Raw genomic sequence first — 16,563 nt, forward strand, 5'->3', positions numbered from 1 at the left:
CTCAATGCAGGCTCCTCAAAACCGTAATATAAGATGGTGGATGCTGTCTCTTGTCTTTCTCGCCACTACGATCAATTATCTTGACCGTCAGGTAATGGGTTTGCTGAAACCTGTGCTGGAAAAAGAATTCAGCTGGGATGAAAAAGATTACAGCTATATCGTCATGGCTTTTACCACGACATATGCCATCGGTTATATGGCGATGGGAAGGTTTATAGACAAGGTCGGAACCAAAATCGGGTATGCAGTTTCCCTTATTGTATGGAGTTTGGCCTCTATAGGACATGGTCTTGTCAAAAGTACCATTGGGTTTATCATTGCGAGAAGTACCTTAGGCATCAGTGAAGCAGGAAATTTTCCTGCTGCCATCAAATCTGTGGCTGAATGGTTTCCCAAAAAAGAAAGAGCACTGGCAACGGGAATTTTTAACTCGGGAGCGACGGTGGGAGCTATTTTGGCGCCGCTATTGGTTCCGTTCATTCTTGGGCATTACGGCTGGAGACAGACCTTTGTATGGATTGGAGCTTTGGGCATGATTTGGATTGTCCTTTGGTGGAAATTTTATACCGTACCGGAAAAAACAAAAAATATCAGCAAGGAAGAACTGCAGTATATAAAAAGCGATCAGGCTGAAAAAACAGAAGAGAAAACCAAAATTCCTTTATCGGAATTACTGAAATATAAAGTAACATGGTCATTTGCCATCGGTAAGATATTAACCGATCCTATCTGGTATTTCTTCATGTTCTGGCTGCCGGCGTATTTTTCGGATGTATTCAAAATGGATTTAACGAAACCATCCCTTCCATTGATTATTATTTACAGCGGAACTACCATCGGAAGTATTGGCGGAGGTTATCTCTCATCATTTCTGATCAAAAAAGGCTGGGCCATCGGAAGGGCCAGAAGTATTACAATGTTATTATTTGCATTAATGGTGGTTCCGGTCATGTTCTCAAAATATGTAGATAATATGTGGATGATCACGATCATCATTGCCTTGGCAACAGCTGCGCATCAAGGATGGGGAGCCAATCTTATGACTACGGTCGGAGATCAGTTGCCTAATAATTATGTCAGTTCTGTCATTGGTTTTGGCGGAATGCTGGGCTCAGCGGCAGGAATTATTTTTCCGCTTTTTATCGGAATTGTTCTCGACGCCTTTAAAAAATCAGGAAACATCAACGGGGGCTACAGCATTATATTTTTCATAGCCGGAATATCCTATGTTACAGCCTGGGGATTGATTAAAATAATCAACCGCAAGAAAACCTTATAAAAACTATATAAATAATGATCTGTAATTGATTATAATAATAAAATTTGATACGCATTGCTGAGTGTAACGCCCTTGCGAACCTTATTAAGGATGTAGTTAAAAAATTTGCGGACTTAGCGTTAAAAGAACAACACCTATTCAAAAATATACATTTTAAAACTATAAAAAAAGAATAACAATGAAACAGAATATAATGAATTTAGCTTTTTTCAGGAATAAAACGAATATCCTTGCAGCAGCTGCTTTGCTTTCAGTGACTACTATTTCTGCACAAACTTTCTCAGACTTTAATTACCGTGGAAACGATAAAATATATAATGACAACACTCTTAAACCGGACGAGTTTTATTCCCCGATTTTACAGGGCTGTTATCCTGACCCAAGCATCACCAAAAAAGGCGAAGATTATTACCTGGTAAACTCTTCTTTCTCAATGTTTCCGGGCGTTCCGATTTTCACGTCTAAAGATCTGGTAAACTGGAAGCAGGTGGGACACGTTTTGGACAGGCCTTCCCAGCTTAAAGTTGAAAATTCTGGCGTTTCGCATGGAATTTATGCACCGGATATCAAATACAATAAGCACAACGATACTTTTTATATGATTACTACCCAGTTTGCAGGTGGTATTGGAAATATGGTCGTAAAAACCAAAGATCCGGCAAAAGGATGGAGCGAAGTCCAAAAGCTAAACTTTGACGGTATTGATCCTTCTATTTTCTTTGATGATGACGGAAAAGCATATATCGTTCACAATGATGCTCCGCCGAAAGGTACTGAGCAGTACAACGGCCACCGTGTTATTAAGATTTGGGACTATGATCTCGAAAAAGACCAGGTAGTTGCGGGCTCGGATAAGATTATTGTAAACGGAGGCGTAGATCTTTCCCAAAAACCGATCTGGATTGAAGGTCCCCATATTTACAAAAAGAACGGTAAATACTACCTGATGTGTGCAGAAGGCGGAACCGGAGGCAACCATAGCGAAGTGATTTTTATGGCAGATTCTCCGAAAGGATCGTTTGTTCCCGCTAAAAATAATCCAATTCTTACGCAAAGATATTTTCCGAGAGACAGAAAGGAAAAAGTGGATTGGGCAGGTCATGCAGATTTGGTGGAAGGTCCGGACGGACAATGGTATGGCGTATTTTTAGCAATTCGTCCGAATGTCAGCAACCGTGTTAACAAAGGCCGTGAAACTTTTATTCTTCCTGTAGACTGGAGCGGAACGTATCCTGTGTTTCAAAATGGCCTGGTTCCGATGAAACCAAAATTGAAAATGCCACAAGGCGTTCAGAACCAAACCGGGCAAACCGGGTTTTTTCCGAACGGAAACTTTACCTATAACGACAAATTAACCGATAAAAATCTTGATTTCCGATGGATTGCGATGCGCGGACCGCGTGAGAATTTCATTACTGCCACGAAAAATGGAGTAAAGGTGAATCCAATGGAAACGAACATAAAAGCGTTGGCTCCGATTTCATCTTTGTTCCACAGATTACAGCACGAAGACTTCGAAACTTCCGTAACCTTGGATTATAAACCAAAATCGGAAAAAGAATTGGCTGGAATTACACTCTACCAAAGCGAAACATTCAATTATGTTTTCGGAATTACCAAAAAAGATAAAGATTTCTACATCGTATTGGAAAGAACGGAAAAAGGGCAATCAAAGCTGATTGCCAGCGAGAAAATTTCATTATCCAAACCGGTTAAATTGCAGGTTGTTGCTGATAAAGATGAACATAGCTTCAATTATTCTTTGGATGGCAAAAACTTCAAAAATCTTGGCGGGCCGGTTTCAGGAGATATACTTTCTACTGATGTAGCAGGAGGTTTTACAGGAAGCCTTATCGGGCTTTACAGCACCTCTTCCAATGATATTGTACCGAATTAAGTTAGTATTAGCAATGTCACACTGAGCTTGTCGAAGTGTTCCTTTTAAGACTGAAAAGAATCAAATCGAACCAAAATATCAAAAACGTGAAAATCAAAAAATCTTATATAGTTTCTTTATTGGGATTTATCGGGCTGAATCTTCTTTCAGCCCAGGTAAATCCTTCTGGAAAACAGAGTACTGCATTTACCAATCCCATCATCTGGGCAGATGCACCGGATTTATCCATTACCAGAAACGGAAATGATTTTTACCTGATCAGTACCACCATGCATTTAATGCCCGGAGCTCCGGTAATGCATTCCAGGGATCTGGTACATTGGGAAATGTCCGGATATGTTTTCGATACTCTGAACGACAACTCAAAATATGATTTATTGAACGGAACCGTTTACGGTAGGGGCCAATGGGCTTCTTCAATCCGCTATCATAAAGGGAAATACTACGTTTTATTCTCTCCGAATGATGAACCTTTCAAATCCTATTTCTATGTGACTGATGATCCCGAAAAAGGAGAATGGAAACTCATCACCAGAACACAGCATTTTCATGATGCCTCACTGTTTTTCGATGATGATGACAAAATATATGTTTTCACCTCCAACAAGGTTTTTGAACTGAGTCCTGATTTTAAAGAAGTGATCGGAAATCCGGATGGAACTGAGGTATTTCAGAAAGATGCTTCGGAAACCGGGCTTCTGGAAGGTAATCAGATCATCAAAAGAAACGGAAAATATTATATGATGATGATATCCTGGCCCAGAAACGGAAAACGCCGTCAGGTAGTCTACAGGGCAGATAAAGTGACAGGTCCTTACGAGAAAAAAGTAATTCTGGAAGATAATTTTTTAGGATTTTCCTATGCAGGACAAGGCGCTTTGATTGATGATAAAAACGGAAACTGGTATTCCCTTATTTTCCAGGACAGAAACGGAGTAGGACGCGTTCCGTTGCTGCTGCCCGTTCAATGGGAAAATGACTGGCCGGTATTGGGAGATAGCGGAAAAGTTCCTTTGAAAGGAGAAGTTCCGCTTCCGCCATTCAAACCTAAAAATCATCTGGTGGAAAGCGATGAGTTCTCCGACAAAAAAATGAAAATTCAATGGCAATGGAATCATAATCCGGTGAATGAAGCCTGGTCTTTATCAGAAAGAAAAGGCTTTCTGAGACTGAAAACCAGCAGGGTAGTAGACAATCTGTACGCGGCACCCAATACCTTGACTCAGAGAATGGAAGGTCCAACCTCTTCAGCGGTTGTCGCAATGGACCTTAAAGAAATGAAAGATGGTGATGTTGCTGGGTTCAGTGCCTTCAACGGGGACTCCGGGATCTTGTCAGTAGTGAAGGAAGGCAAAGAAAAATTCATTGTTTTTTCAACCAATGAAGTGAGCCTGGACAATAAGACCAAAACCATTACAGCGGTAAAAAAAGAAGAAAAAAAACGGATTCCTCTCAATTCGGATAAGGTTTTTCTCCGTATTGATGCTGATTTTAACCTCGGGAAAGATCTTGCCGACTTTTATTACAGTACTGATCAGAAGAACTGGACGGAAATGGCAAAAGATTACAAAATGATCTTTGATTACCGTAGATTTTTTATGGGTTCGAAATTCGCAGTTTTTAATTATGCCACTAAAAATACCGGAGGCTTTGTAGATGTTGATTTTTTTAGGATCAATGAAACAGGAAAATAAAATCAAAAGCAGATAAAAGTCTGCTGTAAATAGATAGAATTAATGTTAGGTTGTTTGAACTTAACATAACCACAAAAGGCACAAAAGCTTTCATTTTAAAATACTTGAGTCTACCTAAGTAAGTTTAAAATGATTGTGTAGAAAAGTTCACATAAGATGAAAATCAAAGATTTTCACAAAACTTAGGTGTACTTATTACGCATAAGGTTTGGCTGTGAAAAAACTTAAGTGTTTAAAACTTTTGTGCCTTTTGACTTCGTCGAATCTTCGATTTGTGGTTAAAAATAATTAATATAAAAATTTTGAAAAGCGTTGCTATTATTTTTTTATCTGAAATAATAAGTGTAGAAAATACAAATAAAAATCATGAATAAATCAGTTATATTGGCTTTAGGACTTGTTTTGTCGGGAATATTTGTTTCCGCACAAACCCTTGATAAGCAGGCACCGCAGGGTTTCGATGTGGAAAATGCTGCTATTTCCCACGGGAAAATTGACACAATTCAATATTCGTCAAAAACTGTTGGAACAACAAGAAAAGCTTTGGTTTACACACCGCCGGGATTCAAAAAAGGTGAAAAATATCCCGTTCTTTATCTTCTTCACGGTATTGGCGGGGATGAAAAAGAGTGGTTCAATCAGGGAAAACCCAATATTATTCTGGACAATCTGTATGCCCAGGGAAAACTGCAGCCGATGATTGTCGTACTTCCCAACGGCCGTGCAATGAAGGATGACAGAGCGACAGGAAATATAATGGGTCAGGATAAAGTTGAGGCTTTCGCAACTTTTGAAAAAGATTTACTGAATGACCTGATTCCGTTTGTAGAGAAAAAATATCCGGTTAAAAAAAACAGAACAGACAGAGCGATTGCCGGACTTTCCATGGGAGGCGGACAGACCCTGAATTTCGGACTGGGAAATATCAATAAGTTCGCATGGGTGGGAGCCTTTTCTGCCGCTCCAAATACCAAAGAACCTCAAGTTCTTCTACCGGATCCATCCAAAGCTAAAGAGTTAAAACTTCTCTGGATCTCATGCGCAGACCAGGACAGGCTAATGCCTTTCAGCAAAAGAACGAGTGACTATCTTACAGACCATAAAATTCCCCATATTTTTTATGTAGAACCGGGCGGTCACGATTTCAAAGTGTGGAAAAATGATTTGTATCTGTTCTCGCAACTGCTTTTCAAACCTGTCAATCAGGAAGAAGTTAATCGTATTCTGAAGTCACAATAAATACAGGATTAAAGTTTTAAATCCAAATTTCTATGAATATTCGAACAATATCTATAAGTTTCATTGCGCTGACAGGTTTATTTTCGATAGGATCTGCGCAGAATCCAATTATTCAGACCAATTATACTGCAGACCCTGCACCGATGGTCTACAATGACAGGCTGTATGTGTACACCACACACGATGAAGACGATTCCACCTGGTTTACCATGAACGACTGGAAAGTGTATTCCACCAATGATATGGTGAACTGGACAGACCATGGGACAATTCTCTCGTATAAAGATTTCGACTGGGCAAAACGCGATGCCTGGGCTGCACAATGCATAGAAAGAAACGGAAAGTTTTTTTTATACGTTCCGATGTGGTCCAAATCCAATAACAAAGGCGCTATAGGGGTTGCTGTTGGCGACAGTCCGTTGGGCCCTTTTCATGATCCGCTGGGAAAACCTCTTGTTCAGAGCGAATGGGGAGATATTGATCCCACCGTTTTTGTGGATGATGACGGACAGGCTCATATGTATTGGGGAAACCCTAAATTAAAATACGTAAAGCTGAATGAAGATATGATCTCCTATTCCGGGAATATTACAGAAGTTCCCATGACAGAAGAATCATTTGGCAAAAGAGAGGGGAAACCCAATCCGGAAAGACCCACAAAATATGAGGAAGGCCCGTGGCTGTACAAAAGGAAAAACCTGTATTATCTTTTCTGGCCGGGAGGTCCGCTTCCTGAATTCATAGGATATTCTACAGGTAAAACAGCACAGGGACCCTGGAAATATGGAGGAATTGTAATGCCTGCTGAGGGGAAATCATTCACCAATCATCCCGGTGTTATTGATTTCCGGGGGAAAACCTATTTCTTTTATCACAATGGCGCATTGCCGGGCGGAAGCGGTTTTACAAGATCAGTAAGTCTGGAAGAGCTTACATTCAATAAAGACGGTTCCATTTCACCATTTAAAATGACCAGCGGAATTACAAAAGCTATCGCAGCAGTTAATCCTTATTCATTCAATCAGGCAGAAATGATTGCCTGGTCGGAAAATGTAAAATCATATCAGAATAAAGAGGCTGGTGTTTTCATCAAAGCAAAGAAAAATGGGGCTTATACCAGTGTAAAGAATGTTGATTTCCGGAAAAAAGGAGCTGGTTCTTTCTTTGCAAGAGTAGGAACTACCCATAACAGTGACGTCACAATGACTATTCATCTGGATGCTGTGAACGGACCGGTTGCCGCAACGGTAAAGGTTCCGATGACGGGTGGAGATGACCGCTGGGAAACAATAAAAGTTCAGATGGCTGAAAAGATTACCGGCATTCATGATCTGTACTTTGTATTCAATGGAAAAGCCTCAACAGATATTATGTATTTCGATTACTGGACCTTTCTTGAAAATAATTGAGTTATGAGAAAAAAAGTTTTATATGTTTTATTCAGTGTATTCCTGATCAGCAAAAGCTTTGCGCAGGTAGCAGAAATTTCAAGTCCGGACGGGTATCTAAAGCTTCAGGTTTTTTCAGAAGAGGGAAAAGCATCGTATAATGTTATCCTTCAGGGAAAGACAATGCTTGAAAAATCTCCGCTGGGCCTGGTAACCAACGAGTCCGATTTTTCAAAGAATCTGAAATTTGTCGATAGCAAAAAAGATATCATTTCTAAGAAATACACAAACGAAAAAATCAAAAAATCTGAGATTGATTATAAAGCCAATACTTTATCGGTTAATTTCATCAATGCAGACCAACACCAGATAGGCATTGAATTTCAGGTGAGCAACAACAATATTGCTTTCCGTTATAATATTCCATCAATGAAAGAACGGCTGAGTGTTGTGGTACAGTCAGAAACCACAGGGTACAGATTTCCGTCACAAACCACTACTTTTCTTTCACCTATGATGAAGCCGATGACAGGATTTGCCCGTACAGCACCAAGTTATGAAAGCGGCTATAAAGCTGATGCTGAGCTGGGAATGCCATCTGATTACGGATACGTTTTCCCGGGTCTTTTCCATATCGGAAATGAAGGCTGGGTATTACTTTCCGAGACTGGAGTGAACAGTTCGTATTGTGCTTCACACCTTGAAACCACAGCAGAAAAAAGCCTTTACAAAGTAGCATATCCGAGCATTGCTGAAAATAACGGTTTCGGAAGTACCGGAGCAGCCGTTTCTCTTCCCGGAAAAACACCATGGAGAACAATTACAGTGGGGAATTCTTTAAAACCTGTTGTGGAGACCACAATTCCTTTTGATGTGGTAGATCCGATGTATGAGCCGTCACAGGATTATCAGTTCGGGAAATCTACCTGGAGCTGGATTCTGTGGCAGGATAACAGTATGAATTATGATGATCAGGTGAAATTCATAGACCTTGCTGCTGCACTGAAATATCAGTTTATTCTTATAGATGCGCTTTGGGATAAAAATATTGGAAAAGAACGAATGAAAAACCTTATTCAATATGCAAAATCGAAAAACGTGGGAGTATTACTTTGGTATAATTCCAATGGAGCAGCCAATGACGCTCCGATGGGACCGAGAAATAAAATGAGCTCATCCGTTGAACGGAAAAAAGAAATGAAATGGCTGAAAGAGGCAGGCGTAAAAGGACTGAAAGTGGATTTCTTCGGAGGAGATAAACAGGAAACCATGCGTCTTTACGAAGATATTCTGTCGGATGCCAACGATTTTGGACTAACCATTATTTTCCATGGAGCTACTTTACCAAGAGGCTGGGAAGTGATGTACCCGAATTATACCGGAAGCGAAGCCGTTCTAGCCTCAGAAATGCTCTATTTCTCAGAAGATGTACGCAGGCAGGAAGCTTTTTTTGCCACGCTTCATCCTTTCATCAGAAATACAGTGGGAAGCATGGAGTTTGGCGGAACTTTCCTCAACAAATATTTAACAAAATCCAACAGGGATAAAAATAAAAGACATACTACGGACGGCTTTCAGTTGGCTACAGCAGTTCTGTTTCAGAATCCCGTTCAGATGTTTGGCATCATGCCGAATAACCTGACCGATGCTCCGGAATTTCAGCTCAGCTTTATGAAAGAAGTTCCGACACTTTGGGATGAAACATTTTTCATAGACGGCTATCCCGGGAAATATGCCGTGGTTGCGAGAAGACAAGCGGATCAATGGTATGTGGCAGGCGTAAATGCTGAGAAGCAATCCCAAAAACTGAAGATAAAACTTCCGATGTTCGCCGGGAAAAACTTGAAGCTTATCAATGATGATGCAAAAGGAAACACATCAGAGAAAGAAGTAAAAGTGAATACAAAAGGGGATTTTACGATTGAAATTCAGCCGAACGGAGGATTTGTACTAAGAAATTAAAGATTGATAACGAAAAACAGGAAAAATGCGCTTCAAAAACATATATATCTTTATCATTTCGGGATTTTTGGTTTCCTGCTCTTCCTCACAGAGTCTGGAAAAGCAGTTTTCCAAAGATCGGTGGCTTACCACCTGGGCAACGGCTCCCCAATTGGTGGAACCCAAAAACCTTCCTCCGGAACCGGGGCTTTCGGGGAACACCCTGCGTCAGATTGTTCGTGTATCTGTGGGTGGAAAAAAATTGCGGTTACGTTTTTCCAACAAATATTCCATGGATAGTCTGGCGGTAAAAGCCGTTTCTATTGCCGTGCCATCTGATAGCAGCAATGTGAATGCAGCTACCATCAGATCATTAACGTTTGAGAAGAAAAACAATTTTAAAATTGCCCCAGGATCTGATATCTATTCTGATGAAGTGAAATTTAACCTGAAGCCTAATTCGTTGCTGGCCATTACCATTTCCTATGGAAAAGTAACCCAATCTGTCACCGGACATCCGGGGTCAAGAACAACCTCTTTTATTGTTAAAGGTGGGCAGGCGAATGCTGCGGTATTTAAAAATCCTGTAAAAACAGATCATTGGTATTCGCTTTTTAGCATCGATGTAAAAACCAGTGAACCCTCACATGCGGTGGCTATTATGGGAAATTCCATTACCGACGGAAGAGGATCAGGAACCAACAGACAGAATCGCTGGCCGGATATTTTTTCTCAGCGGTTATTGGCAAATCCTTCTACCCGGAATGTAAGTGTTCTTAATTTCGGGATCGGAGGGAATTGCGTAGTGCGTGGCGGTTTGGGTCCTACAGCATTAGACCGTTTTGATTATAACATCCTCAATCAGCAGGGCGTAAAATGGCTGATCATTCTGGAAGGAGTGAATGATCTGGGAGGAACAAGAGATGCTGATGATGCTTCCAAAAGAACAGAAGAACTGATTGCCGCTTACCAGATGATGATTGATAAGGCACATGCTAACGGAATCAAAGTGTACGGAGCAACGATTCTTCCTTTCGGAAAGTCGTTCTACGACAAACCTTTCCGTATCGAGGCCTGGAAAAAAGTAAACGAATGGATCAGGAACAGCGGGAAGTTTGATGCCGTCATCGATTTTGCAAAACAAATGCAAAGTGAAAATCCGGAAGTCATCTTGAACAATATACACGATCATGATTTTCTTCATCCCAATGAAGCCGGCTACAAGAGAATGGGAGAATTTGTGGATCTGAACTTATTTAAAAATTAAAATCAAAAAGATATAGTATGAATTTTACAAAAAGCATTTCGTTGTTTCTTACGTTGTTGTTTATATTTTTTGTAAAAGCAGCCGAACCATTTATTTCTTTTGCCAGAACAGAAAATTCGGTGGTGTTGAAAGAGCGCAATTCAGGGTTGATCCTGTTTTCAGACAGTGATTCGGATAAAGGAATTCTGCGTGCCGTTGCGAATCTTCAATCCGATTTTCAAAAAGTAACCGGTGTTCAGCCTGAGCTTATTTCCCAAAATTCCGGTATGAACGGAATGGTCATCATTATTGGTGAAGCATGTAAAAGCAAGACCATTGATAATTTAATTCGTCAAAAAAAGCTGGATGGAAAAGCATTAACAGGGAAAAGAGAAAAATATATCATTCAGAATATCAGCAATCCTTTTCCGGGCGTTTCTGAAGCCATCGTGATAGCAGGAAGCGATAAAAGGGGAACGATTTACGGAGTTTATGAAATGTCTCAGCAGATAGGTGTTTCACCTTGGTATTATTGGGCTGACGTTCCGGTTGAGAAAAAAGAAAATGTATACTTTAAAAAGGGAATTTACACAGACGGAGAGCCTGCTGTAGAGTATCGCGGTATTTTTCTTAACGACGAAGAGCCTTCGCTGGGAGGTTGGGCCAGAGCAACATTTGGTGGAGTAAACAGTAAGTTTTATGAGAAAGTTTTTGAACTGATCCTGCGCCTTAAGGGAAATTACATCTGGCCGGCAATGTGGGGAAAGGCATTCTATGACGATGATCCTCTGAGTGGGCCGTTAGCCAATGAAATGGGTATTGTCATGGGAACTTCCCACCATGAGCCTATGGCTTTGGCACAAACCGACTGGCACAGGTATATTAAAAAAAATAACCTCCCGAATGTCTGGGATTATGCTAAAAATGTGGACGTTTTACAAAAGTTCTGGAAATCCGGACTCGAAAGAAGCAAGAACTGGGAAAAGCTTGTTACAGTGGGAATGCGCGGTGATGGTGATGAAGCGATGGGAGAGGGAACCAATATTTCCCTGCTGGAAAAAATTGTAAAAGACCAGCGCAAAATCATCGCTGATGTTACCGGGAAAAAGGCTGAGAAAACGCCTCAGGTCTGGGCATTGTATAAAGAAGTTCAGGACTATTATGATAAAGGAATGAGGGTTCCGGACGATGTGATCCTGCTGTTCTGTGATGATAACTGGGGAAATGTAAGAAAGCTTCCTGATCTTTCGAAACCTTTGCATAAAGGTGGCTATGGAATTTATTATCACTTTGATTATGTAGGCGGCCCGAGAAATTCCAAGTGGATCAACATAAGCCCGATCCAAAGAGTCTGGGAACAGATGAACCTTTCGTATGAACATAAAGTAGATAAGCTTTGGGTCGTGAATGTGGGAGATTTAAAACCGATGGAATTTCCGATCAGTTTTTTTCTGGAAATGGCCTGGAATCCAAAGCAGTTTAATGCTAAAAACCTTTTGGAATATACTGAGAAATGGGCTGCTCGGCAGTTTGGTGAAAAACACGCGAAAAAAATTGCCGGGATGATTAATCTGTATACCAAATACAACAGGAGAGTAACCCCTGAAACCCTTGACAGCAGAACGTACAGCCTTGAAAATTATCATGAATTTGAAACGGTTTTAAATGATTACAGAGCATTGGCTGTAGAAGCTTTACGGTTAAAAGAACAGATTCCTGCCGAATATCAGGATGCGTATTATCAGCTGGTTTTGTACCCGATTGATGCATGCAGTAATTTATACGAAATGTATTATGCGGTAGCAAAAAACAGGGAACTCGCAGCGAAAAAAGATCCGGAAGCCAATTTCTACGCAGATAAAGTGAAGGCATGTTTTGAAAGAAATGCTTATCTGGATAATCAATACAATAATGTGATTGCCGGCGGAAAATGGAAGCATATGATGGATCAGATGAGGATAGGATATAAAAGCTGGGCAGACGGAAAAGAAAATATAATGCCTGAAGTGACCTATATTTCTGAAGCTGAGGTTCCCAAAGAAAAAATATTTCAGGAGAAAAACGGTTATGTGTCCATTGAAGCAGAAAATTTTGCAAGAACGAGCAATTCTGACCGGATCCATTGGGAAGTGATTCCTGATTTTGGAAAAACAAAGTCGGGAGTGACAACCTTTCCGCAGAATGCTTATCCTAAAAGTGAAGAAAATATCTGGCTGGAATATGATATCAATTTTGAATCAAAAGGGGAGTTTGAAGTCCAGTTACTATTAGCTCCGACTTTAAATTTTAATCATAATAAAGGACTCCGCTACGAAATTTCTTTTGACAACGAGACTCCGCAAATTGTCAACTTTAATGGCCATTACAAAGGAGAATTGGGAAGATGGCAGTCTGAACATATTATTAAATCCGCTACAAAACATTCGGTTCAGCAGGCTGGAAAACATACGTTACGTTTCAGAGTGCTGGAACCCGGCATTGTCCTTGAAAAGATACTGGTCAACACCAGAGGATTAAAACCCTCTTACCTGGGCGCTCCCGAAAGCGAAATGCTTCACTGAGTGGCCCAATACTCATTACAAACAACACTTTAATTATGAAACACTAATCTTAATTCACATTCCAATCTGAAATACAGTTCCCTCACAGAGAATGAAGAGAAAGAACAGCGAATGATTTTGTAAGCAACTTTATTTAACAGATCGCTGCCTGATATCATTCAGGGTATTTTCCTGACGGTTTTTGAAAATCAACCGTCTTGATGGGGAATCTATTGCCCTTACTTTAATTGTTTACGATCAAAATCACGACTATCTAAAACTAAACCATTATGAAAAAAATTTTAAGTCTTGTAACCATTCATTCTATAGCTCTGTTTTGCAGCCTGATGCTGCATGGACAGCTTACAACCGTAAAAATTGATAAGAATATTCCTTATCAGAAAATAAAAGGATTCGGAGGATTTGTCTGCAGTCCCCAGTTTGCGTATAACCATATGTCTACATCAGAGATTCAGACACTTTGGGGCGCTTCCAGTGAAGGTGGATATAATATTATGAGATTATATATTCCTGAAAACAGCAGCAACTGGAGTTCTGTACTGGCTACAGCACAGCTCGCGAAATCTATGGGACTTACTATTTTCGCCTCACCATGGACAATGCCTGCAGCCTGGAAAACCAATAACCATGTCAATGCTGTTTATACTGATGCTAACGGAGTACAACAGATCGGATATTTAAAGCCGGAAAATTATCAGGATTATGCCCTTTATCTTAATAGCTTTGTAACCTATCTCCAGAACAACGGAGTAGAGCTTGATTATATCTCCATTCAAAATGAGCCGGATGAAATGGCCCAGTATCAGGGATGTATCTGGACTCCTGCACAAATTGCAACTTTTATCAAGAACTATGGGCAGCTCATCAACTGTAAAGTGATTGCCCCGGAAAGTGTGGGATTTACGGATAATTTTGCCAATGCTTTGCTGGATCCTTCGGCAATGGCTAATTTTGAAGTGTATGGAGGGCATCAATACGGGCTTATGCAGTCTACCTACAAACAATTCCAGAATTACAACAAAGAAATCTGGCAGACAGAATATCTGATCAACTGGAACTCCTCATCCACACAGCCGGCCCGTGATTTCAGCTGGAACATAGATGCTTTTACTTTCGCCGGCAGCGTCAACAATGCATTATTAGGTAATGTCAATGCATGGATTCATTATTCTGCCAAACGGTATTACGGCTTAATGGGGGACGGAACTTACGGAACTCCCGCAGGTGTAATGACCAAAAGAGGCTATATTCTTTCACATTATGCCAAGTACACAACAGGAAAGACGAGAATAGAAGCCAAATGGGATGACAAAACCGGAGTTTTACAAGGCTCTTCTTATATTTCCCAGGACGGAAATCAGGTCGTTCTTATGGTCATTAATCCTTCTCAAAATGCATATAGTCTGAATGTTGACCTGCCTTTTTACACAACTTCAGGAACAAAAGTTCTGACCAACACACAATCCAATATGGCAACCACACCTATTTCTTTGAGTACAGCAACATTCCGGCCTACTGCTGATATCAGCCCTTCCAGTGTCATGACTTTTGTTTTTAACAAAAGCGGTGACAGACCTGCTTCTCTCATGACAGGCGGTGATATTCATTATAATAAAATTGAAACCCAGACTGCTACCAGTACATCTTTTGGGACAGGATTCAATATCAGCAATACAACGGTGACGTTCTCCAATCCAAGCCCTCTTATCAGTAATAATATGACTGCGGCTAACGGATATCTTCAGCTTAATGACCGATACAATAAACTGATTCTGCATGTAAACAGCTATACAACAGCGGGACAAAGCTATTCGGACAATACCACTTTATATTACATCAACAGTCAGGGCGTAACAAAATCATATAATTACGGCAAGATTAATTTTCCGCAGGGAGGAAACTTCGATATCACCTTAGATATTTCAAGACAGGTGCTTATAGACGGATGCAAAGGAATTTTAGGACTGAGGAATTCCAATTACAGCTCTGTACTTACGATTAATCTGGGAGATGTTTATTTCAATGTAGGAAATGAAATTGCTTCTAAATTCGGAGGAACCTACTCCGCAAGCGACAGCTATCTGATGGATGCCCTGGAAAATGGCTATTATACTTCTGTAGACTTCAGAAATGCAGCAGGAGTTACTTCCTCCAATAACTGGCAGCCTATGAGTGCTAACTCTAACAGCATTTATTATGTGAATTCAAACGTAAATTCATCTGCCAATAATGTTATTGCAGGGACAGCATGTTCAAATCTTGTCCTTTCCGGTCAGGGTAAGGATTTTCAGGTGCCGTTTAACTTTACATCCAATACAGCTTCTTACAACCGTACCATTAATGGCTATGACGTGCTGATCTTACCATTCCAGGCTAATATACCTTCCGGAGTTACTGCTTATCTGATGTCTCCGGATGCAAGCAATATCAATTGTACCGCAATTTCAAACGGGATCATTCCTGCAAATACCCCGGTACTCATCAATGCGACAGGGAATATTACTTTCAATGGTTCAGGAAATGTTTCCACCCCTAAAGCAATCACGGTCAATCAGATGAATGGGGTTTATCAGAGTATCAAAGTTCCGGCGAATGCCTATGTGCTGAAAACAGAAAACGGAGTAACAGGCTTTTATAAAGTAACTGCTGGAAGTGAGCCTGTAATAGGATCATTCAAAGCATATCTTACAGAAGAAAATGCCTATTCAGCTAATGTTCTTCCTTTAAATTTCGGATCGTTAAGTGCCAGAAACATTTTTGCTGAAGCTAAAAAAGAGGGGATAAAAATATATCCTAACCCGGTAAAAGCAGACCTTTTCATTGATTCTGATCTGTCAGAAGCTGCCGCCACCATTTTTGACGGAAGGGGAAGTGTGATCAGATCCGGATTGAAAATAAATTCAGGAAAAAACCATATTAATGTGGGAGATTTCCCGACCGGTATTTACTTTATTGAAGTTACTCAAAAAAATAATACTGTGGTAAAACAAAAATTTATCAAAGAATAAACTGAATCCAAAGCCATCATGAGCATTGCTTATGGTGGCTTTATTTCCACAATTTGGTAGATGAAAACCAAAAGTAAGTAGGATTTATTCTTAATTTAAGTGTATTATTTACATTTATTTAAAATAGAACGTTATATTTGTTTTTCATTGCATTGTTGCTGAATAATACTGGCAATTTGTATAAAATAATAATGAAAACATAATTATCTGTAAAAATCTATAAAATCAGTGGGTTGAAAATCATTAATCACAAAATCAACAACCATTTTTCGGACTTTGCTAACCCCATTCTTATAAAGAAATATGCGCA

At 40.1% G+C, this 16,563-nt stretch carries 9 protein-coding genes; all 9 read left to right on the forward strand.

Annotation, left to right across the window (positions count from 1 at the left end):
- Positions 1-4 precede the first annotated feature (4 nt).
- The 9 genes from FFS26_RS03765 to FFS26_RS03805 all read left to right on the forward strand — a co-directional run bounded on the left by FFS26_RS03765 (position 5) and on the right by FFS26_RS03805 (position 16,253).
- Complete coding sequence (locus FFS26_RS03765) at positions 5-1,279, forward strand: MFS transporter (RefSeq protein WP_110009778.1); 1,275 nt, start codon at positions 5-7, stop codon at positions 1,277-1,279.
- A gap of 178 nt (positions 1,280-1,457) precedes the next feature.
- Positions 1,458-3,176 carry a glycoside hydrolase family 43 protein gene (locus FFS26_RS03770; protein ID WP_137904320.1) on the forward strand — a complete coding sequence of 573 codons (1,719 nt, stop codon included), beginning with the start codon at positions 1,458-1,460 and terminating at the stop codon, positions 3,174-3,176.
- Positions 3,177-3,262: 86 nt separating this feature from the next.
- Positions 3,263-4,870, forward strand: coding sequence for a glycoside hydrolase 43 family protein (locus FFS26_RS03775; protein WP_171006231.1), 1,608 nt, complete (start codon positions 3,263-3,265; stop codon positions 4,868-4,870).
- 366 nt (positions 4,871-5,236) lie between these two features.
- On the forward strand, positions 5,237-6,109 hold the full coding sequence (locus FFS26_RS03780) for an alpha/beta hydrolase (protein WP_137904321.1): 873 nt from the start codon (positions 5,237-5,239) through the stop codon (positions 6,107-6,109).
- Between the two features lie 32 nt (positions 6,110-6,141).
- Positions 6,142-7,518 (forward strand): glycoside hydrolase family 43 protein, encoded by a 1,377-nt coding sequence (locus FFS26_RS03785; RefSeq protein WP_171006232.1) that lies wholly within the window; start codon positions 6,142-6,144, stop codon positions 7,516-7,518.
- Positions 7,519-7,521: 3 nt separating this feature from the next.
- Entirely contained in the window at positions 7,522-9,459 is a 1,938-nt protein-coding gene (locus FFS26_RS03790) for a glycoside hydrolase family 97 protein (protein WP_137904322.1), read from the forward strand.
- 25 nt (positions 9,460-9,484) lie between these two features.
- On the forward strand, positions 9,485-10,705 hold the full coding sequence (locus FFS26_RS03795) for an SGNH/GDSL hydrolase family protein (RefSeq protein WP_137904323.1): 1,221 nt from the start codon (positions 9,485-9,487) through the stop codon (positions 10,703-10,705).
- Positions 10,706-10,722: 17 nt separating this feature from the next.
- Positions 10,723-13,245 carry a glycosyl hydrolase 115 family protein gene (locus FFS26_RS03800; RefSeq protein ID WP_137904324.1) on the forward strand — a complete coding sequence of 841 codons (2,523 nt, stop codon included), beginning with the start codon at positions 10,723-10,725 and terminating at the stop codon, positions 13,243-13,245.
- Positions 13,246-13,514: 269 nt separating this feature from the next.
- Positions 13,515-16,253: a T9SS type A sorting domain-containing protein gene (locus FFS26_RS03805; protein ID WP_137904325.1), complete on the forward strand. Its 2,739-nt coding sequence runs from the start codon at positions 13,515-13,517 to the stop codon at positions 16,251-16,253.
- Positions 16,254-16,563: the final 310 nt, after the last annotated feature.

Source organism: Chryseobacterium sp. 2VB, assembly GCF_005503635.1.
GTDB classification, from domain to species: Bacteria; Bacteroidota; Bacteroidia; order Flavobacteriales; family Weeksellaceae; genus Chryseobacterium; species Chryseobacterium cupriresistens.